Source organism: Streptomyces sp. VTCC 41912, from assembly GCF_045799175.1.
Taxonomy (GTDB): Bacteria; Actinomycetota; Actinomycetes; order Streptomycetales; family Streptomycetaceae; genus Streptomyces; species Streptomyces albulus_C.
Genome location: NZ_JBJMAB010000037.1, coordinates 37959 through 58417, shown reverse-complemented (window position 1 = coordinate 58417; position 20459 = coordinate 37959). Strand labels below are relative to the sequence as shown.

The 20459-nt window shown below is 71.2% G+C and carries 14 protein-coding genes, 1 tRNA gene and 1 riboswitch; of the genes, 11 read left to right on the top strand and 4 right to left on the bottom strand.

Annotated features, from left to right (window positions below):
* Positions 1-44: 44 nt before the first annotated feature.
* From ACJ6WD_RS33635 to ACJ6WD_RS33590, 10 genes are all read left to right on the top strand, one after another.
* On the top strand, positions 45-920 hold the full coding sequence (locus tag ACJ6WD_RS33635) for a LysR family transcriptional regulator (protein ID WP_233658091.1): 876 nt from the start codon (positions 45-47) through the stop codon (positions 918-920).
* Positions 921-967: 47 nt separating this feature from the next.
* On the top strand, positions 968-2362 hold the full coding sequence (locus ACJ6WD_RS33630) for a cytochrome P450 (RefSeq protein ID WP_331248018.1): 1395 nt from the start codon (positions 968-970) through the stop codon (positions 2360-2362).
* Between the two features lie 237 nt (positions 2363-2599).
* On the top strand, positions 2600-3604 hold the full coding sequence (locus tag ACJ6WD_RS33625) for a transglycosylase family protein (protein WP_407617136.1): 1005 nt from the start codon (positions 2600-2602) through the stop codon (positions 3602-3604).
* Between the two features lie 259 nt (positions 3605-3863).
* A riboswitch (cyclic di-AMP (ydaO/yuaA leader) is annotated at positions 3864-4033 on the top strand.
* 7 nt (positions 4034-4040) lie between these two features.
* On the top strand, positions 4041-4724 hold the full coding sequence (locus ACJ6WD_RS33620; RefSeq protein ID WP_233658094.1) for a transglycosylase family protein: 684 nt from the start codon (positions 4041-4043) through the stop codon (positions 4722-4724).
* Positions 4725-5032: 308 nt separating this feature from the next.
* Positions 5033-6349, top strand: a complete 1317-nt coding sequence (gene eno / locus ACJ6WD_RS33615) for a phosphopyruvate hydratase (protein WP_044376130.1) — start codon at positions 5033-5035, stop codon at positions 6347-6349.
* A 220-nt stretch (positions 6350-6569) separates the two neighbouring features.
* On the top strand, positions 6570-7061 hold the full coding sequence (locus ACJ6WD_RS33610) for a septum formation initiator family protein (RefSeq protein ID WP_020930487.1): 492 nt from the start codon (positions 6570-6572) through the stop codon (positions 7059-7061).
* Between the two features lie 126 nt (positions 7062-7187).
* Positions 7188-7790, top strand: coding sequence for a DUF501 domain-containing protein (locus ACJ6WD_RS33605; protein WP_020930486.1), 603 nt, complete (start codon positions 7188-7190; stop codon positions 7788-7790).
* Positions 7787-8728, top strand: a complete 942-nt coding sequence (locus ACJ6WD_RS33600; RefSeq protein ID WP_331248020.1) for a Ppx/GppA phosphatase family protein — start codon at positions 7787-7789, stop codon at positions 8726-8728. The genes ACJ6WD_RS33605 and ACJ6WD_RS33600 overlap by 4 nt, the downstream gene beginning before the upstream one ends.
* A 470-nt stretch (positions 8729-9198) precedes the next feature.
* Complete coding sequence (locus tag ACJ6WD_RS33595) at positions 9199-10587, top strand: NAD(P)/FAD-dependent oxidoreductase (protein WP_044376135.1); 1389 nt, start codon at positions 9199-9201, stop codon at positions 10585-10587.
* Between the two features lie 201 nt (positions 10588-10788).
* Positions 10789-12099, top strand: coding sequence for a cyclopropane-fatty-acyl-phospholipid synthase family protein (locus tag ACJ6WD_RS33590; protein ID WP_331248021.1), 1311 nt, complete (start codon positions 10789-10791; stop codon positions 12097-12099).
* 127 nt (positions 12100-12226) lie between these two features.
* On the opposite strand, the gene ACJ6WD_RS33585 is transcribed toward ACJ6WD_RS33590, so the two are convergent.
* Both ACJ6WD_RS33585 and ACJ6WD_RS33580 read right to left on the bottom strand, forming a co-directional pair.
* Entirely contained in the window at positions 12227-14755 is a 2529-nt protein-coding gene (locus ACJ6WD_RS33585; RefSeq protein ID WP_233658098.1) for an ABC transporter permease, read from the bottom strand.
* 63 nt (positions 14756-14818) lie between these two features.
* Positions 14819-15601 carry an ABC transporter ATP-binding protein gene (locus ACJ6WD_RS33580; protein WP_233658099.1) on the bottom strand — a complete coding sequence of 261 codons (783 nt, stop codon included), beginning with the start codon at positions 15599-15601 and terminating at the stop codon, positions 14819-14821.
* Between the two features lie 500 nt (positions 15602-16101).
* Between ACJ6WD_RS33580 and ACJ6WD_RS33575 the strand changes: the two genes are divergently transcribed.
* Positions 16102-16183: transfer RNA gene (locus ACJ6WD_RS33575), tRNA-Leu, on the top strand.
* Between the two features lie 113 nt (positions 16184-16296).
* Here the strand turns inward: ACJ6WD_RS33575 and ACJ6WD_RS33570 are convergent.
* Together ACJ6WD_RS33570 and ACJ6WD_RS33565 are read right to left on the bottom strand one after the other, a co-directional pair.
* A complete protein-coding gene (locus tag ACJ6WD_RS33570; RefSeq protein ID WP_407617135.1) occupies positions 16297-17466 on the bottom strand; it encodes a glycosyltransferase family 4 protein in 1170 nt (389 codons plus the stop codon).
* Positions 17466-20315: a CDP-glycerol glycerophosphotransferase family protein gene (locus tag ACJ6WD_RS33565; protein WP_233658128.1), complete on the bottom strand. Its 2850-nt coding sequence runs from the start codon at positions 20313-20315 to the stop codon at positions 17466-17468. The genes ACJ6WD_RS33570 and ACJ6WD_RS33565 overlap by 1 nt, the downstream gene beginning before the upstream one ends.
* Positions 20316-20459: the final 144 nt, after the last annotated feature.

The following is a 20459-nucleotide window of genomic DNA, read 5'->3' as shown; positions in this document are numbered from 1 at the left end:
ACGCGATCGATGGCACGGGGCGGCGGGTGCCTACGATCGCGCGCATGGAGCTCCAGCAGATGAGGTACGTCGTCGCGGTCGCCGAGACCGGTGGGTTCACCCGGGCCGCGGAGCGCTGCCACGTGGTGCAGTCCGCCCTCAGCCACCAGATCGCCCGGTTGGAGAAGGACCTGGGGGCGCGGCTCTTCGACCGGACCAGTCGCAGCGTGCGGCTGACCGCCGCCGGGGAGGCGTTCCTCCCGGTCGCCCGGCAGGCGTTGCAGGCCGCGGAGCGGGCCCGAGCGGAGGTGGAGGCGGTCACCGGGGAGGTGCGCGGGCGGCTGGCGGTGGGGGCGATCTCCACCGTGGGGGCGGTGGACCTGGCCCGGGAGCTGGGCGCGTTCCGCACGAAGTACCCGAAGGTGCGGATCAGCCTCCAGATGGAGATGAGCGATCCGTTGATCGAGCGGGTGCGGGCGGGCGTGCTGGACGTGGCGTTCGTCGGGCTGGTGCCCGGGGCGCGCGCGGTCGGCGTGCGGGAGGAGGTGCTGGCGCGCGGGGAACTGGTCGCGGTGGTGCCGCCGGAGCACCCGTTGGCCCGACGGGAGTGGACGACGCTGGCGCGGGTCGCGCGGGAGACCTTCGTCGACTACGCCGAGGGCTCGGCGGCGCGGCGCCAGCGGGAGGAGGCGTTCCGGGCGGCGGGGCTGACGACGCAGGTGGCGTTCGAGGTGACCACCGTGGAGTTCCTGGCGGAGCTGGTCCGGGCCGGGCTCGGCATCGGCATGGTGCCCGAGGTGTCCGCCCGGAAGCTGACCGGGCTGCACCTCGTGCGGGTGCGGCCGGCGCCGGTGCGGACCGAGCGGGTGGTGTGGAGCGGGTTGGGGCCGTCGCCGGCCGCGGCGGCGTTCCTGGCGGGGCTGGGCGTCCAGACGGGGTGACCTGCTGTGTTGCGTGGGGCGGGTGCGGCACCGGTTACGGTCGAGAGGTGCAGCAGACGTCCGACGCCCGCCAGGAGAACCGGTCCGACTCCCACCCGGAGGCCCGGCCCGAAGCCCGTCCGGCGGGTGATCCGCCCACCGGCTGTCCGGCCGCCGCGTCCGCGACCGCCGCCGGACCCAGCCCCGCCCTCTTCTCCTGGGAGTTCGCCGCCGATCCCTATCCGGCGTACGCCTGGCTGCGCGAGCACGCGCCGGTGCACCGGACCCGGCTGCCCAGCGGTGTCGAGGCGTGGCTGGTCACGCGTTACCCGGACGCCCGGCAGGCGCTGGCCGACGCCCGGCTGTCGAAGAACCCGGTGCACCACTCCGAGGCCGCGCACGGAAAGGGCAAGACCGGCATTCCGGGCGAACGCGGCGCCAACCTGATGACGCACCTGCTGAACATCGACCCGCCGGACCACACCCGGCTGCGCCGCCTGGTCTCCAAGGCGTTCACCCCGCGCCGGGTCGCCGCGTTCGCGCCGCGCATACAGGAGCTGACCGACCGGCTGATCGACGCCATGATCGAAAAGCCGCACGGCGGGCAGCGGGGGAGCGCGGACCTGATCCACGAGTTCGCGTTCCCGCTGCCGATCTACGCGATCTGCGACCTGCTCGGCGTCCCGCCCGAGGACCAGGACGACTTCCGGGACTGGGCCGGCATGATGATCCGGCACGGCGGCGGGCCGCGCGGCGGTGTCGCCCGGTCGGTGAAGAAGATGCGGGCGTACCTGGCCGAGCTGATCCACCGCAAGCGGGCCGACCTCGGCGACGACCTGATCTCCGGGCTGATCCGGGCCTCCGACCACGGCGAGCACCTCACGGAGAACGAGGCCGCGGCGATGGCCTTCATCCTGCTCTTCGCCGGCTTCGAGACCACCGTCAACCTCATCGGCAACGGCGCCTACACCCTGCTCCGCCACCCCGCCCAGCGCGAACTGCTCCAGAAGTCGCTCGCCGCCGGCGACACCGAGCTGCTCGGCACCGCCGTCGAGGAGCTGCTCCGCTACGACGGACCCGTGGAGCTGGCCACCTGGCGGTACGCGACCCGCGCGCTGACGCTCGGCGGACAGCGGATCGCCGAGGGGGACCCGGTGCTGGTGGTGCTGGCCGCCGCCGACCGGGATCCGGCGCGGTTCGACGAGCCGGACGTGCTCGACCTCACCCGGCGTGACAACCCGCACCTGGGCTACGGGCACGGCATCCACTACTGCCTCGGCGCCCCGCTGGCCCGGCTGGAAGGGCAGACCGCGTTGGCGACCCTGCTGACCCGCCTGCCGGACTTCCGACTTGCGGTGGAACCGGATGATTTGCGCTGGCGCGGCGGGCTCATCATGCGCGGACTGCGCACCCTGCCGGTGGAGTTCACGCCCGAGCCGTCCCGACCGGGAGCCACGCCGTAATTGACGCTGCGTCAGCTGCGTGACCATTGCGTGATCTCCGCTACACCGGCTTGTGACTGCCCGTAACCCCGGTTACCTTTCCACCGACGATCGGGGCCGGCCCCGGGATGCCGACCGGTGTCCCCGCCGACACCGGTCCGACAACTCAACCGCCGCGCGAAAGGCAACCGCATGCGTTCCGGGAACGGCCGACACCGTCGCCCCAGACAAGCACCGGCCATCTTTGTCACGGCAGGAGTGACCGGCGCGGGCCTGGCCCTCCCGCTGTTCACCGCGGGCGGCGCCCACGCGGCCGACGCGTCCACCTGGGACCGCGTCGCGCAGTGCGAGAGCGGCGGGGTGTGGAGCTCCGCCACCGGCAACGGCTTCTACGGCGGCCTCCAGCTCACCCAGGAGATGTGGGACGACTACGGCGGCTCCGCCTACGCCTCCCGCCCCGACCTCGCCAGCCGCGCCCAGCAGATAGCCGTGGCCGAGGCGATCCTCGACGACCGGGGCCCGGACGCCTTCCCCAGCTGCGCGGTGAAGGCCGGGCTGACCAAGGGGGGCCGCAAGCCCGCCGTCGACCCCGGCGCCACCACCCGGCCCGCGCCCCGCCCGACCCACGGCCACACCGGCACCGGCGACCCGTCCGACGCGGCCGGGGACCAGGGCGAGGCGGGCCCGGGCAGCAAGACCCCCGCACCGTCCGACGGTGCCTCCGCCGGCACTGGCACCGGCACCGGCGCCGACGCGGGTACCGACACCGGCACCGGCACCGACGCCCCGGACGCGCCCCCGGCGACCCCGGACCCGACGGACTCCGCGTCCGCCACCCCCGCCCCGTCCGACTCCGCGACGCCGGGCGACTCCCCGTCGGGGACGCCGTCCGACCCGGCGGACCCCAGCACCCCCACGCCCCCGCCCGGCTCCACCGGCCCGGACCGGCCCGCCGAGCCCGGCACGCCGCCCGCCGCCGGCAAGCACCGCGGCACGCCGGACGACGGCGCGGCCCCCGGGGAGGACCGGGACAGCGGCAGCGGCCGGCACGCCTCCCGCGGCGGGGAGACGCCCCGCACGCCCCCGGCGGAGACCGGCGGCTACCGCGTGCGCGTCGGTGACAACCTGTCAGCCATCGCGGGCCGCCATGACCTGCCGGGCGGCTGGCCCGCGCTCTACCACCGCAACCAGGGCGTCATCGGCGCCGACGCGGACCTCATCCACCCCGGCCAGTTGCTCGATCTCGGCCGGACAGAGGGGTAGTTACCGGCAGTTCGTCGTTTTTCGCGGCGTTCCGTAAAAGTGAGATATGGCTCTCGTTGCGGGGGGCGGACCCCGGTTCGCCCCCCGTTCCCATACCGGTGCCGACCTGCGGAAATGACCACCGCGATGATCAAAAACGGTCAACTTGGTTCAGAAGATGGGGTTTGAACACCAACGGGATTACTGATTACGGTCAGGACCGCTCGCCAAAGCGGGCCCTTCGATCGCACGCCGAGTCCTGCCGGCGGTCGGAGTCGACGACGCGCAAGCGCCGAAGGCAGGAGCGGGGGACCCAAGGTAAGTGCCGGCCCCGCCCGTGAAAACGGGTCAGCCGGCTTGGGGTGAAGTCGCGTGTCCAGCACACGCGGCCGGGCAGCTCACACGGCCCGAACCCGACAGCTCACCTCGTAGGCGTCGGTGAGGAAACGAACGCACGATGCTGATCAACAAGGGCAAGCACCGCCGCAGCTCCAAGGCCGTCCGCGTCGCCACCCTGGCCGGTGTCGCCGGCGCCGCCGTCGCCGTCCCGCTGATGGGTGCCACCTCCGCTTCCGCCGCCTCCGTCGCGACCTGGGACAAGGTCGCCCAGTGCGAGTCCGGCGGCAACTGGTCGATCAACACCGGTAACGGCTACTACGGTGGCCTGCAGTTCTCGAACTCCAGCTGGGCCGCCGCCGGTGGCACCCAGTACGCGGCCCGCGCCGACCTGGCCACCAAGGCCCAGCAGATCGCCGCCGCCGAGAAGCTCCTCGCCATCCAGGGCCCGGGTGCCTGGTCCTGCGCCGGCGCCGGCAACCTGACCTCCGGTGGCCCGGCCGCCAACGTCGACCCGTCCGGCGGCGCCACCGTCAAGAAGAGCCAGGGCGCCTCCGAGGCCCGCAAGCAGACCGAGGGCACCACCAAGAAGTCCGCCCCGGTCCGCGAGAAGGCCGAGAAGGCCCAGCCGGCCCCGCAGCAGTCGCAGCGCTCCGGTGACACCTACACCGTCAAGGCCGGCGACACCCTCGCCAAGATCGCCAAGGCGCACGGCACCCACTGGAAGGCGCTCTACGCCGCCAACAAGTCCGTCGTCGGCGGCAACCCCAACCTCATCTTCCCGGGCCAGAAGCTCAGCATCTGAGCCGTCCCGGTTGCCTGAGAGAGCTGCCCCGCCGCGGCGCGTACCCCCGAGCGCGCCACGGCGGGGCTTCTCCGTTCCCGGGCCCAGGAAACCCACCGCGGTCCGGCCGCCCCACCCGGACCGACCCCGGCGCCCGTCCTGACGTGCACCGATCCCCGGGCCTCGCCGACGGCCCGGCGCGACGTTCCCCGCTCAGCGAACATTGCCCGCAAACCTCCGGTGAACTGGGCTTTTAGCCTGCTTGTTGGGGTTTTTCGTCCCACGGAGCGGGCCACAGGCGAGCGGATCCGTCCGGGGCCGTTAGGCTCATGCCGAGAACTCCAGACACCCACGAAGGAGACAACGTGCCGTCCATCGACGTCGTCGTAGCCCGCGAAATTCTCGACTCGCGAGGTAATCCCACGGTCGAGGTCGAGGTCGGCCTCGACGACGGCAGCACCGGCCGTGCCGCTGTGCCGTCCGGCGCCTCCACCGGTGCCTTCGAGGCCGTCGAGCTCCGGGACGGCGACCCCAACCGCTACCTCGGCAAGGGCGTGGAGAAGGCGGTCCTCGCCGTCATCGAGCAGATCGGCCCGGAGCTCGTCGGCTACGACGCGACCGAGCAGCGGCTGATCGACCAGGCGATGCTCGACCTGGACGCCACCGACAACAAGGGCTCGCTGGGCGCCAACGCCATCCTCGGCGTCTCCCTCGCCGTCGCGCACGCCGCCTCCGAGGCCAGCGACCTGCCGCTGTTCCGCTACCTCGGTGGCCCGAACGCGCACGTGCTGCCCGTCCCGATGATGAACATCCTGAACGGCGGCTCGCACGCCGACTCCAACGTGGACATCCAGGAGTTCATGATCGCGCCGATCGGCGCGGAGTCCTTCTCCGAGGCGCTGCGCTGGGGCGCCGAGGTCTACCACACCCTCAAGAAGGTGCTGAAGGCCAAGGGCCTGGCCACCGGCCTCGGCGACGAGGGCGGCTTCGCCCCCAACCTCGGCTCCAACCGCGAGGCCCTCGACCTGATCCTCGAAGCCATCAAGGAAGCCGGCTACGCCCCCGGCCAGGACATCGCGCTCGCGATGGACGCCGCCGCCTCCGAGTTCTACAAGGACGGCAAGTACCAGTTCGAGGGCAAGGAGCGCTCGGCCGCCGAGATGACCGAGTACTACGAGGAGCTGGTGGCGGCCTACCCGCTGGTCTCCATCGAGGACCCGCTCTTCGAGGACGACTGGGCCGGCTGGAAGGTCATCAACGACAAGCTCGGCTCCAAGGTGCAGCTCGTCGGCGACGACCTCTTCGTCACCAACCCCGAGCGCCTGGCCCGCGGCATCGAGGAGGGCTCCGCCAACGCCCTCCTGGTCAAGGTCAACCAGATCGGTTCGCTGACCGAGGCCCTGGACGCCGTCGAGCTGGCCCAGCGCAACGGCCTCAAGTGCATGATGTCGCACCGCTCCGGCGAGACCGAGGACGTCACCATCGCCGACCTCGCCGTCGCCACCAACTGCGGCCAGATCAAGACCGGCGCCCCGGCCCGCTCCGAGCGCGTCGCCAAGTACAACCAGCTGCTGCGCATCGAGGAGATCCTCGACGACGCCGCGGTGTACGCGGGCCGTTCCGCCTTCCCGCGCTTCAAGGGCTGACCACGCCCTGACGCCGTCGGCGCCCCGCGCCCGCACGGCAAGCAGCACCGCACCGTCCGGCCGCGCCCCCGCGGGTCCGCACCAGGACCCGACGAGGGCACGGCCGGGGCGAAGCACACCGTCCCCGGCACCGGTCCCGTACCGTTGCCGGGGACGTACGTCATGACGCCCGCCGTGACGACGTCGGGACGGACGGAAGCTGAAGGGGAGGCGAGGCGACGTGCCCGCGGACCGGTTCTCCACCGCGACCCGGCTCAAGGCGCTCGGCGAACAGGCCGCCGCCCGCGTCCACCGCGCCAAGCGGCGACCCCGCCGCAACCGCCTCACCGGCCGCGCCGCCCTGTTGGCGCTGGTGATGTGCTCGCTGGTGGTCGCCCTCGCCTACCCCATGCGGCAGTACATCTCCCAGCGCTCGGACATCGCCGACCAGCGCCGCAAGGCCCAGGACGCCGCCGCCGCGCTCGACCGGCTGCGCGACGAGAAGGCCCGCTGGCAGGACCCGGCGTACGTCCGGCAGCAGGCCCGCCGCCACCTCCACTACGTCATGCCGGACGAGACCGGATACGTCGTCCAGGACGGATCCGGCGTCCGCGCCGCCCCCAAGGAGGCCAAGGCGGCCCAGCGCCCCTGGTACGACAAGCTCTGGAGCGATGTCGACGCCGCCGACACCGCTGACGCCGCGGGACCCGCCGCCGCCACGATCGGGCGGTAGCCCCCGACGGCCACGACCGGCGAGACTGTACGCGCGGGCCCGCACGCGGTCGCGCGGGACGCCACCGGTCTCCCGCCGCCGCCCGGCCCCGCCGCCACCCACCTCCGGCCCTGACCGAAAGCGCACATGGACACCCCCCCGCCCCAGACCGAGCCCACCGAGCCCACCGCCGCGGACATCGCCGCCTTCAAGGACCAGCTCGGCCGCCCGCCGCGCGGCCTGCGCACCATCGCGCACCGCTGCCCGTGCGGGCAGCCGGACGTCGTGGAGACCGCACCGCGCCTGGAGGACGGCACCCCCTTCCCCACGCTCTACTACCTCACCTGCCCGCGGGCCGCGTCCGCGATCGGCACGCTGGAGGCCAACGGCGTGATGAAGGAGATGACCGAGCGACTGGCGAACGACCCCGAGTTGGCCGCCGCCTACCGCGCGGCCCACGAGGACTACATCCGCCGGCGGGACGCCATCGAGGTGCTCCAGGGCTTCCCGAGCGCGGGCGGGATGCCCGACCGGGTCAAGTGCCTGCACGTGCTCGTCGGCCACTCGCTGGCCGCCGGGCCGGGCGTCAACCCGCTCGGTGACGAGGCCCTGGCGATGCTCCCCGAGTGGTGGCGCAAGGGCCCCTGCGTGACGCCCTGCGCGGAGCCCGCCCCGGGCCCCGCGCACACCTCCGAAACCCGGCCGGACGCCGCCGACGGCGGCCGCCGCCCCGAAGGAGACGCCAAGTGAAGCGGGTCGCCGCCATCGACTGCGGTACCAACTCCATCCGCCTGCTGGTCGCCGACCTCGACCCGGAGACCGGTGAGCTGAAGGACCTGGACCGCCGGATGGAGATCGTCCGGCTGGGCCAGGGCGTGGACCGGACGGGGCGGCTGGCGCCCGAGGCACTGGAGCGCACCTTCGCGGCCTGCCGGAAGTACGCCGCGGTGATCAAGGACCTGGGCGCGGAGCGGCTGCGGTTCGTGGCGACCTCCGCGTCCCGGGACGCGGAGAACCGCGACGAGTTCGTCCGCGGGGTGATGGACATCCTCGGCGTCGAGCCCGAGGTGATCAGCGGGGACCAGGAGGCGGAGTTCTCCTTCGTCGGCGCCACCAAGGAGCTGACCGGCCACCCGCACATCGAACTCCCCTACCTCGTGGTGGACATCGGCGGCGGCTCGACGGAGTTCGTCCTCGGCGACCGTGCGGTCCGGGCGGCGCGCTCGGTCGACGTCGGCTGCGTCCGGATGACCGAGCGCCACCTGGTCCACGACGGCGTGGTCTCCGACCCGCCCGCGCCGGAGCGGATCGCCGCGATCAAGGCCGACATCGCCGCGGCCCTGGACCGCGCCGAGGAGACCGTCCCGCTGACCGAGGCCGCCACGCTGGTCGGCCTGGCCGGTTCGGTGACCACCGTCGCCGCGGTCGCACTCGGCCTGGACCAGTACGAGTCGGCGGCCATCCACCACTCCCGGATGTCCCGGGCCACGGTCGCCGAGATCACCGAGCGGCTGCTGACCTCCACCCACGCCGAGCGCGCGGCGATCCCCGTCATGCACCCGGGGCGGGTCGACGTCATCGCCGCCGGCGCCCTCGTCCTGCTCTCGATCATGGATCGGGTGGGCGCCGACGAGGTCGTCGTCAGCGAGCACGACATTCTGGACGGAATCGCCTGGAGCCTCGCCTGACCGGCGGGTCGGCCAGGCCCCGCAGGCGGTGCCGCAACCGCCGTCCGTACCGCGGCTTTTGAGCGGGCGCGGCGCCGTCCGAGCGGGTTTCGGGGCCCCTGGAGGGGGCCCGGAAGGCCGTCCGGGAAGAAAGTTCGTGAAATCCTTCACATGAAAAACCCGCCTCCCGGGCGAACTGGAGGGCCATTCGACCCTCATTCGAAGGTCCTAGGACTCATCTGCCCGAAGAATGCGGGGTCTACGGTGGGTCTCCACCGTGTTACGCGAGTGCCCTCCAGGGCCTTGGTACGGCCCTTCGCGAGGGGACAACCCCTGATCAACAGGGGTATCCAACGTGTCGCGTTATACCGTGGTTCCCCGAACGCGCTATGGCGTCGGTCACGGGGACGGCGGAGTGTAGCAGATGCCTCCGTCATTCTTGTGAAGGGGCTCACGAGCGACCCCCCAAGTGGGGGTGGATACTCGATTGCATGAGCACCACGGAGCGTCCCAGGATCCTCGTTGTAGGCGGTGGGTACGTAGGCCTGTACGCGGCACGCCGCATCCTGAAGAAGATGCGGTACGGCGAGGCGACCGTCACGGTCGTCGACCCGCGCTCGTACATGACGTACCAGCCCTTCCTCCCTGAAGCTGCGGCCGGCAGCATCTCCCCCCGTCATGTTGTGGTCCCGCTGCGGCGCGTGCTGCCCAAGGCGGAGGTCCTCACCGGCCGGGTGACCACCATCGATCAGGACCGCAAGGTCGCCACCATCGCCCCGCTCGTGGGCGATGCGTACGAGCTGCCCTTCGACTACCTGGTCGTCGCGATGGGCGCGGTCTCCCGCACCTTCCCGATCCCCGGCCTGGCCGAGAACGGCATCGGCATGAAGGGCATCGAGGAGGCCATCGGCCTGCGCAACCACGTCCTGGAGCAGCTGGACAAGGCTGACTCCACGACCGACGAGGAGGTCCGCCGCAAGGCGCTGACCTTCGTCTTCATCGGTGGTGGCTTCGCCGGTGCGGAGACCGTCGGCGAGGTCGAGGACATGGCCCGCGACGCCGCGAAGTACTACAAGAACGTCAAGCGCGAGGACATGCGCTTCCTGCTGGTCGACGTCGCGGACAAGATCCTCCCCGAGGTCGGTCCCAAGCTCGGCGCCTACGGCAAGGAGCACCTGGAGTCCCGGGGCGTCGAGGTCTACCTCAAGACCGGCATGAAGTCCTGCGTCGACGGCCACGTCATCCTGGACAACGGCCTTGAGGTGCTGTCCAACACCATCGTGTGGACCGCCGGCGTCAAGCCGAACCCGGCGCTCTCCCGCTTCGGCCTGCCGCTGGGCCCGCGCGGTCACATCGACGCCGAGCCCACCCTCCAGGTCAAGGGCACCGACTACATCTGGACGGCCGGCGACAACGCCCAGGTCCCCGACCTGGTCGGCCGCAAGAACGGCAACGAGAACGCCTGGTGCCCGCCGAACGCGCAGCACGCGCTGCGGCAGGCCAAGGTCCTCGGCGACAACGTGGTCTCCGGCATGCGGGGCTTCCCGCAGAAGGAGTACAGCCACGCCAACAAGGGCGCGGTGGCGGGCCTCGGCCTCCACAAGGGCGTCGCGATGATCGTCATGGGCAAGATGAAGATCAAGCTCAAGGGCCGTCTCGCCTGGTACATGCACCGCGCGTACCACGGCATGGCGATGCCGACGTTCAACCGCAAGATCCGGGTCTTCGCCGACTGGACGCTGGCCGTCTTCCTCAAGCGCGAGGTCGTCTCGCTCGGCGCCATGGAGAACCCCCGCGAGGAGTTCTACGAGGCCGCCAAGCCGGCCCCCGCCCCGGCCGCCGCGGCCGACGGGGACAAGCCGAAGGCCAAGGCTTCCTGAACCATCGGTCGGGTACTCCGACCAGCCCGAAGGGCGTCCGCCATCCGTGGGGCGGGCGCCCTTCGGCATGCTCGGGTGTGGCTGAAACGGCACGCCGTGTTGTTCTCTAGCAGGCGAACGGGACTATCTGAGGGCCCACTTGGCGTTTACGTGGTGGGTGAAACTTCTTTGCCCGACTCGTCATGACGGAGGTGTTGCGACATGGCCGGTGCCGCTGGACGGCTCACCAAGCTCGCCGAGGAGGTGCTGGGGACCCCGCTCCCGGTGCGGATCCGCGCCTGGGACCGCAGCGAAGCCGGCCCCCCGGGAGCCCCCACGCTGGTCTTCCGCAATCGTCGGGCCCTGCGACGACTGCTGTTCAAGCCGGGCGAGTTGGGCCTGGCCCGGGCCTGGGTGGCCGGTGACGTCGACGTCGACGGGGACCTCTACGAAGCGCTCGACCTGCTCGCCGGGCTGATCTGGGAGCGCGGCAGCACCGCCCCGAAGCCCGCCCGCGCCGCCGTGCTGCGGGCCCTGGCCCGCCCCGAGGTCCGTGCCGCCGGCAAGGAACTGCTCTCCCTGGCCGGTCTGCCCGTCCCGCCCGCGCCGCCCGCCGAAGAGGCCCGGCCGCGCCGCGGGCCACTGCACTCCCTGCGCCGCGACCGCCAGGCCATCAGCCACCACTACGACGTCGGCAACGACTTCTACGCGCTGGTGCTCGGCCCGTCCATGGTCTACTCCTGCGCGTACTGGGAGTCCCCGGACGGCACCCTGGAGGACGCCCAGCGCGCCAAACTCGACCTGATCTGCCGCAAGCTCGGCCTGACGGAGGGCCAGCGGCTGCTGGACGTGGGCTGCGGCTGGGGCTCGATGGTGCTGCACGCGGCCCGCGAGTACGGCGTCCGGGCGGTCGGCATCACGCTCTCCGAGGAGCAGGCCACCTTCGCCCGCAAGCGGATCGCCGACGCCGGGCTCGCCGACCGGGTCGAGATCCGGGTCCAGGACTACCGCGAGATCGCCGACGGGCCGTTCGACGCGATCTCCTCGATCGGGATGGCCGAGCACGTCGGCCGGGCACAGTACGCGGAGTACGCCGGTCTGCTGCACGCCCTGCTGAAGCCCGGCGGACGGCTGCTCAACCACCAGATCGCGCGGCGGCCGCTGGCGGACGAGGAGACGTACCGGGTCGACGAGTTCATCGACCGCTACGTCTTCCCCGACGGCGAGCTGGCGCCGGTGGGGCGGACGGCCGGCCAGCTGGAGGAGGCCGGCTTCGAGGTCCGGGACGTCGAGGCGATCCGGGAGCACTACGCGCTGACGTTGCGCCAGTGGGTGGCCAACCTGGAGGCCCACTGGACCGAGGCGGTGCGGCTCACGTCCCCCGGCCGGGCCCGCGTCTGGCGGCTGTACATGGCCGCCTCGGCGCTGTCGTTCGAGCGCAACCGCATAGGGGTCAACCAGGTCCTCGCCGTCCGCACCCCGGACTCCGGAGCTGCCGGGATGCCGCTGCGGGCCCGCGACTGGCGGGACTGACCCGCCGGGTGCCCCGTGGCCGTCCGGTCCGGCGGGGCACCCACGGCCGAGGGCCCCGGTCCCACCCGACAGGGCGGGGGACCGGGGCCCTCGGGCCGTCCGGGGCCGCCGGGCGGCGGCGGGCCGGCTACTCCGCCTTGATGGCCTGGAGCATGTTGAGCTTCGCCGCCCGGCGGGCCGGCCACAGCGCGGCCAGCACGCCCACCAGCGCGGCCACCGCGAGGAAGACGGCCATCCGGCCCCAGGGCATCACCAGCTCGTAGGTCGGCAGCGAGCCGCCGATCAGCTCACCGGCCGCCCAACCGAAGAACGCGCCCAGGCCGATGCCCAGCACCCCGCCGAAGAGCGAGATCACCAGTGACTCCAGGCGCACCATCCGCTTGATGCCGCGGCGGTCCAGGCCGATGGCGCGCAGCATGCCGATCTCCTGGGAGCGCTCGAAGACCGACATCGCCAGGGTGTTGATGACGCCGAGCACCGCCACGATCACCGCCATGGCCAGCAGGCCGTAGACCATGTTCAGCAGCAGGGTGAAGGTCTGGGCGATGGCGTTGGAGACGTCCTTCTTGTCCGCGATGGTGATCGCGGGGTTCTTGCCGAGGGCCTTGACCAGGGAGTCCTTGGCCTCCGGGGTGGCCCCGTGCGCCGTCTTGACCATGACCTGCATGTCGGTGGCGTGCTTCTGGTGCGGGGCGAGCGTGCCGTTGTCCAGAAGGAGGCCGCGGATCACCTGGTTGCCCTGGTAGACGCCGCCGATGGTCAGCGTGCCCTGCTTGCCGTCCTCGAAGGTCACCGGGACGCGGGAGCCGGGGTGCCAGCCCTTCTCCTTGGCCAGGTGGTCGTCCACCACGGCCCGGTCCCCGTGCAGCGTGCCGAGGGAGCCGGCGGTGAAGTCGAGCTGGGTGAGCTTGCCGAAGTCCTTGCCGTTGACCCCCGTCAGGTACTCGACGTCGCCGCCGATCCGGGACGGGGAGTTGCGCAGCGGGCTGGACGCGGTGACCCCGTCCGCGGTCGCGAGCTTCTTCGCGACGTCCGGGGAGAGCGGCGACCGGCTCGCCATGGAGACCACGTAGTCGGCCTTCAGCGCGGAGGTGGCCATCTTGTCGATGCCCTGCTGCACGCTGCCGGCGATCACCGTCAGGCCGGTGATCAGGGTCAGCCCGATCATCAGCGCGGAGGCGGTGGCGGCCGTCCGGCGCGGGTTGCGGACCGCGTTCTGCCGGGCGAGGACGCCGGAGATCCCGAAGAGCCGCAGCACCGGCGAGGCCAGCGCGATCAGCGGACGGGACAGCAGCGGCGTCAGCACGAACACGCCGATCAGCAGCAGCGCCGCGCCGGCGCCCATGGTGGTCTTGCCGTCGGACATGCCGGTGGCGACCAGCACCGCGGCGGTGCCGGCGCCCGCGAAGAGCGCACCGATGGTGTTGCGGACCACCAGCGACTTGGTGGTGGCGGTGGCGTGCACGCTGTTCATCGCGGCGACCGGCGGGATCTTCGCGGCCCGGCGGCCGGGCAGCCAGGCGGCCAGGACCGTGACGACGATGCCGACCACGAGCGCGATCACGATCGTGCTGGGCGAGACCACCAGCGGGCCGTCGGGCACCGTGGCGCCGGTGGCGTTCACCAGCGCGCGCAGTCCGGCGCCGATGCCGACGCCGGCCGCCAGGCCGACCACCGCGGCCACCGCACCGACCACGAACGCCTCGGTCAGCACCGAGCGGGTGACCTGGCGGCGGCTGGCGCCGACCGCGCGCATCAGCGCCAGTTCCTTGGTGCGCTGGGCGACCAGCATGGTGAAGGTGTTGGCGATGATGAACACCCCGACGAAGAGGGAGATGGCGGCGAAGGCCAGCAGTCCGGTCTTCATCCCGTCCATGCTCTGGGCGATCATCTTCGCCTGCTCGTCGGCGAGTGCGCGGCCGGTGGTGGCCTCGGCGCCGTGCGGCAGCACCTTCTCCACCGCGTCCTTCAGCGCCGTCTGGGAGGTGCCCGGGGCGGCCTTGATGTCGATCTCGTCGAACTGGCCGGGGGCCGCGAACAGCTGCTGTGCGGTGGCGGTGTCGAACAGCGCGAGGCTGCCGCCGGCGCCGACCGCCCCGTCGTCGGTGGTGAAGACGCCGGTCAGCTTCTGCTCCCGGACCGGGCCGTCGACGGATATCCGCACGGTGTCGCCGACTTTGTAGCCGCCGCGGTCGGCGGTGCGGGCGTCCAGTGCGAACTCGTGCGGGCCCTTGGGGGCCGTGCCGCTGCGCATCGGGTAGCGCGCGTCGGTGCCGTCGTGGCCGGGGAAGTAGTTGCTGCCGCTGGTCGAAAAGCCGTTCCCGATCATCGCGCCGCTCTTGTCGGCGATGGCGGTGAAGCCGGAGACGGTGCCGGTCGCCGAGGCGGCGCCGGGCAGGTGCGCGGCCCGGTCCAGCAGCTTCGCGTCGAGCGCGGAGCGCGTGCCGGGGGCGGCGTCGGCGCGGTCGCCACCGCGCTGGATGGCCACGTCGACGTTGTCGAAGCCCTTGCGGGAGCTGGCCTGGAGGGCGTCGGAGAGGGTCGAGGTGAAGACCAGGGTGCCGGAGACGAAGGCCACGCCGAGCATCACGGCGAGCACGGTCATCAGCAGCCGGGCCTTGTGCGCGAGCACATTGCGCAAGGCGGTACGGAACATGGGTGGGTCAGTCCTGAAGGAGTGGTCCGGGGTGTCCGGGGTGGGGGAGGTGGCTGCCGGTGATCAGCTGATGCGGCCCTTGGCGTCGAAGCCCTTCATCCGCTCCAGCACCATGTCGGCGCTGGGGTTGGGCATGTCGTCGACGATCCGGCCGTCGGCGAGGAATATGACGCGGTCCGCGTACGACGCCGCGACCGGGTCGTGGGTCACCATCACCACCGTCTGGCCCAGCTCGCGCACGGAGTTGCGCAGGAAGCCGAGGACCTCGGCGCCGGAGCGGGAGTCGAGGTTGCCGGTGGGCTCGTCGGCGAAGATGATCTCGGGCCGGGAGGCCAGGGCGCGGGCCACCGCCACACGCTGCTGCTGGCCGCCGGAGAGCTGGCTGGGGCGGTGCTTGAGCCGGTCGGAGAGGCCGACGGTCTCCACGACCCGGTCCAGCCAGGCGCGGTCCGGCTTCCGGCCGGCGATGTCCATGGGGAGGGTGATGTTCTCCAGCGCGGTGAGCGTCGGGAGGAGGTTGAACGCCTGGAAGATGAAGCCGATCTTGTCGCGCCGGAGCTGGGTGAGCTTCTTGTCCTTCAGCCCGGTCAGCTCGACGTCGCCGATCCTCGCGGACCCGCCGGAGATCGCGTCCAGGCCGGCCATGCAGTGCATCAGCGTGGACTTGCCGGACCCGGAGGGGCCCATGATCGCGGTGAACTGGGCCTGCCGGAAGTCGACGGAGACCGCGTCCAGGGCGACCACCTGGGTCTCGCCGTGTCCGTAGACCTTGGTGAGATCCGTGGCGCGGGCGGCCACCGCGGTGCTGCGGCCGGCGAGGGGGACGCCGGAGTGGGTGGTGGTCACGGGAAGGGACTCCTGTCGGAACGGGGAACGGGCCGCTCCCGCGCCGGCACGGTGGCCGCGGCGGGCGGGCGGTGGAACATCGGTTTCCATCGTGCGGCAGCCCGCTGCTCCGGACGTCAACCCGTGTGACCGTCCTTGGCCCACCCCAAGGGATTAGCTCCCCCGCGCCCCGTCATCCCTGGGTATGACGCGGCCCCTGAGGCGGGCGGCGCCTTCGGGCCGCCGAGCGGGCGGCGACAGGTGGCCTGGGGAAGGGCCCGGGAAGGGTGTTCACCGGGTCGCGCACGGGCGTCGAATTTTCGTCAATTCAGGGTCGAATTTCGCCCTCGCGGGCACCGGCGAACATGGGCATCAGGCATGTGCCGGGGGCCCTGGCGGTCACTGATGCACCCTCAGTTGCCAATAAAATAAGACAACCTCGGGAAGAGCGGCCGATCTGCTTGGTGCGCTGCGGGCTACGCTCGTGCTGCCTTCTTGGAGGGTGGCATGGGGGACCCCAAGCCCGGATGGTGGAATGCAGACACGGCGAGCTTAAACCTCGCTGGCCTTCGGGCCGTGCCGGTTCAAGTCCGGCTCCGGGCACTTCCGCGGGCAGCGGGACAAAGACCCGTAAATACCTGAATATTCAACTTACTTGCGGAGAGGGGCCGCCGGGATTACCCGGCGGCCCCTCCTCGGTATTTTTCGGGCCCCGCTCAGCGCTCCACGAGCGCGAACAGCGCCTCCCAGCGGGCGACGATCTCGTCGGTCGAGAACCGCTGGATGTTCTCCCGGGCCAGCTCGCCCATCCGGTCCCGCAGCTCCTCGTCCGACATCAGGGCGTCGAGGTGCCGAGCGAATTCGGTGATGTTGCCCGGCGGGGCCAGGAAGCCGTCGACGCCGTCGGTGATGATCTCGCGGACGCCGGGCGCCACGTCGAACGCCACACACGGCACCGCGGTGGCCATCGCCTCCATGGGCGCGAGCGGGAAGCCCTCACCGCGCGAGCTCAGCGCGAAGACCGCGCTCTCGCGCAGCGCGCCGGCGACGTCGCTGGTGCGCCCCATCCACTCGATCGAATCGGTCACCCCCAGCTCGGCCGCCTGCTTGCGCAGCGCCTCGGCCTCCTCGCCGGAGCCGTAGAGCCGCAGCGTCCAGTCCGGGTGCTGCGGCGCGACCTTCGCCCACGCCTCCAGGAGCAGGTCGACGCCCTTCTCCTCGTGCAGCCGGCCGATGCTCGCGACGACCTTCTGGGATCGCTCCGAGGGCACCTCGGGGAAGAACGGCAGCGGGTTCGGCATGTAGCCGACGTTGTCCATCCGCTGCCGGATCCACTTGTCCGCGTCCTCCCGGGTGAGCGGCAGCATCCGGTCGACGTCCTGGTAAAACCGCTTGACGCGGGCGAACCGGGACGACTTGCGGCAGGTCTCGAACGACTCGTGGCTCATACCGATGACCGCCAGCCCGGCGGTGTCGGCCAGCGCCACCCACTCCATCGCCCACACCTGCGTGACGATCACCACGCCGTGCGGCCGCGCGGCCCGGAACAGCGCGCTCATCTTGGCGGCCTGCTCGTGCATGCCGGCCTCGCGGGCGGCCCGGCGGCGCTGCTCGACGACGTTCAGCTTGTCCTTCAGGCCCCGCACGGGGCGGACGCTCGGCGGGTGCACGTCGTAGAGCGTGGTGGTCTCGTAGGGCAGGTCGGGGCCGAGCTCGTGGACCCGGCCCTCGGGCGGCGGCACGATTCCGATGACGTGCACCCGGTGGCCATGCTCGGCGAACAGGCGCGCCATCTGGTGCGACCAACTGGTGATGCCGCCCAGCTCGTTGACGCTGTTGGAGACGAGGAAGATGTCCCGCGGCCCGGCTGCGTTCGACTTGGTCATCAACGGCTCCACTGCGCAAAGAACTGGTCGACGATGCTCTGTGCGGCGTCGCCCTGGTCGTATTCCCCGAACTTGGCGACGAATTCCTTGCGGTCCTTGGCGTATTCCAGCTGCTGGGACTCGAAAGAAGCCATGGCCTCGAAGAAATCGTCCTCGGTGCGCACCACCGGGCCGGGGGCGTGCTCCAGCAGATCGAAGTACGTTCCGCGGCCCTCGTGCACGTATTCGTCGTAGTCGTAGGTGAAGAAGATCAGCGGCCGGTCGAGCAGCGAGTAGTCGAACATCACCGACGAATAGTCCGTGACCAGGCCGTCGGCCAGCTCCAGGATCGGCGTGATGTCGTGCCGTGCGGAGACGTCGATGACCCGGCCCTGCACGGTCGGCGGCAGCACCACGTGGTTGAGGTAGTGCGAGCGGACCAGCAGGACGTAGCGGTCGCCGAACTCGTCGGCGAAGCGCTCCACGTCGAAGGGGAGCGCGAACCGGCCGTGCCGGCCGCCCGCCTTGCGGAACGTCGGCGCGTACAGCAGCACCTTCTTGTCCGCGGGGATGCCCAGCTCCGCGGCGAGCGGACCGCGCTCCCGGTGGCCCAGCTCGGTCTCCCGCAGCCGTGCCTTGACCAGCGCGTCGTTGCGCGGGTAGCCCACCCGCAGCAGGGTCTTCTCCTTCAGGCGGAACGCCTTGGCCAGCGTCCGCGCGTCGTGCTCGGTGCGGCACAGGAACCGGTCGAAGCGGTCCAGTGACTGCTGCTGCTCGGCCTGCTGCTGGCGGGTCTGCGCCTTGAGCGAGGGCTGGTCGAAGCCCATGTTCTTCAGCGCCGACCCGTGCCAGGTCTGGATGTAGGTGGTCTCGGGGCGCTTGGTCAGCTTCAGCGGGTAGCTCTGGTTGTCCACCCAGAACTCGGCCTGCGCGAGCGCCTTGAGGTACGGCAGCGACCAGCGCTTGACCAGCGTGGCGTCCTTGGGGAAGTCCTTCGGGGACCCGGCGTACGCCCAGATCGCCTCGAACTTCAGGCCCTGCCGGCGCATCTCCTCGTAGATGGCGCGCGGGCTGTCGCTGTACTGCTTGCCCAGGTGGCTCTCGAAGACCACCGTGCGCTTCTTGATCGGCAGTCGGCTGAACACCTCGTGGTACGCACGCAGCTTGGTGTCCCCGGAGGTCAGCGTCTTGCGCAGCGCCTTGGCCTTGCGGAAGCCGCTCTTCGCCAGGGTCCCCGGCTTGCCGCGGACGCCCTTGGCGATGAGCTCCTGCACGCGCTCGGCCTTCTGGCCCTCGCTGATCAGGCGGAACGCCAGGTGGCCCTTGGAGGAGATGTGCGGCTCGATGTGGTCGGCGACCATCCGGCTCAGCCGCGGCCGGATCGGCAGCGGCCCACCGGCCAGCTCGGTGTCGGCCACCGTCAGCCGGGAGGTGGTGGGCTTTCCGTCGACGGTCAGCCGCAGCCGGACGTCCCAGATGGTGTCGACGATGCCCAGCGGGCGCAGCTGGGCGGTGAGGTCCGCTGCGGTCTCCCACACCACGGCGTCACCGTCGTGGCGCACCGTCTGCACCGGGAAGGAGAAGGACTGCAGGCTGCGACGGCGGGCGCTGAACTCCAGCGCGCCGGCGAGCTTGGCGCCCTCGGGGACCACGCCGAGCGGATTGGTGATCCGCCCGGCCAGCGAGACGGTGTTGCCCTCCTCGGCGAACCGGGTGAGCTGGTTGCGCAGGAACAGCTGGTTGACCGGCTTCTCGTGGTAGCCGATGTCGGTCACGTCCAGCACCTGGCGGCCGAACGCGTCGTCGAAGTGCCCGTCGCACCAGTAGATCCGGCCGTCGTGCTGGGCCAGCGGCGAGGAGAGCTTGTCGCGGTTGATGAGGGTGTCGACCGCCGGGATGAGGTTGTCCCAGTCCCCCTGTTGGAGCAGGTAGGCGCAGATGGCCTGTATCGGCAGGACCCGCTCGTACGCCTCGGGCGCGAGGTTGGCGAGGTACTCCTTGGAGAGCGCGGCGAACTCCTGGCGGTACGCCTCGTCCCGGAAGGGCAGGTCCCGCAGGTGCAGCACCAGGTCGTGCTTGAGGAATTTGACGTCCTTGGCGAGCTTCATCTCGGTGAGCCCGCGCTCCACCAGTGCGGCGTCGATCCGCCGGTGGACCTCCAGCCGGTGGATGTAATTGGTCATCTCGTGGCGCCGGTTCGTCACCGACTTCACGGCGGCCTTCTCGAAGACGTTCCAGAAGTAGACCTGATTGGGAATCAGGGTGATGCGCTTCGCCGCGAGATAGGCGTCGGCGATAAACATCAGGTCTTCGTAGAACATCCCCTTGGGGAACCGGAGGTCATTCTCGATGAGGAACTCGCGCCGGTAGCACTTGTTGGTGGAGAGGGTGTCCCAGACGAAAAGGTCCGGCAATTCCGTAACGGACTCAAGGGTGCGCGTCGTGGAATAGAGCCAGGAGTACCACTCGTCGCGCTTCTGGTTCCGGGTGTCCTTGTGGACGCGGACGCAGAGGCCGGAGACGATGTCCGAGCCGGTTTCCTCCGCGGCCTCCAGCAAATTGCGGCAGGCGTTGTGCTCCAGGACGTCATCGCTGTCCAGGAACATGACGTACTGTCCCCGGGTGTGCTGGATGCCGTGGTTCCGCGGCTCTCCGCCGGCACCGCTGTTCTCCGGCAGCTGGAAGGCTCTGACCCGCTCGGGGTGGGTGGCGGCGAGCGCTTGCGCGACCTCGAAAGAACGGTCGGTGCTGCAATCGTCGACGATCACCACCTCGACGTCCCGGAGCGTCTGGTCCAGCACGGACTGGACCGCGGTCGGCAACCGGTCGGCGTCGTTGTAGACAATGACGACTACTGAGACGTCAGGCACAGGCACCTCAACCCTCTTTCGCTGCTGTTTCCGGCCAGAATAGCCCCATCTGCACACGGGGTTTACGACCACCCGCACCCGGACCGCTACACGTGGTGACGGGGTACTGCCCGGGCAAGGGCAGGTACCGGCTAGCCAGTATGA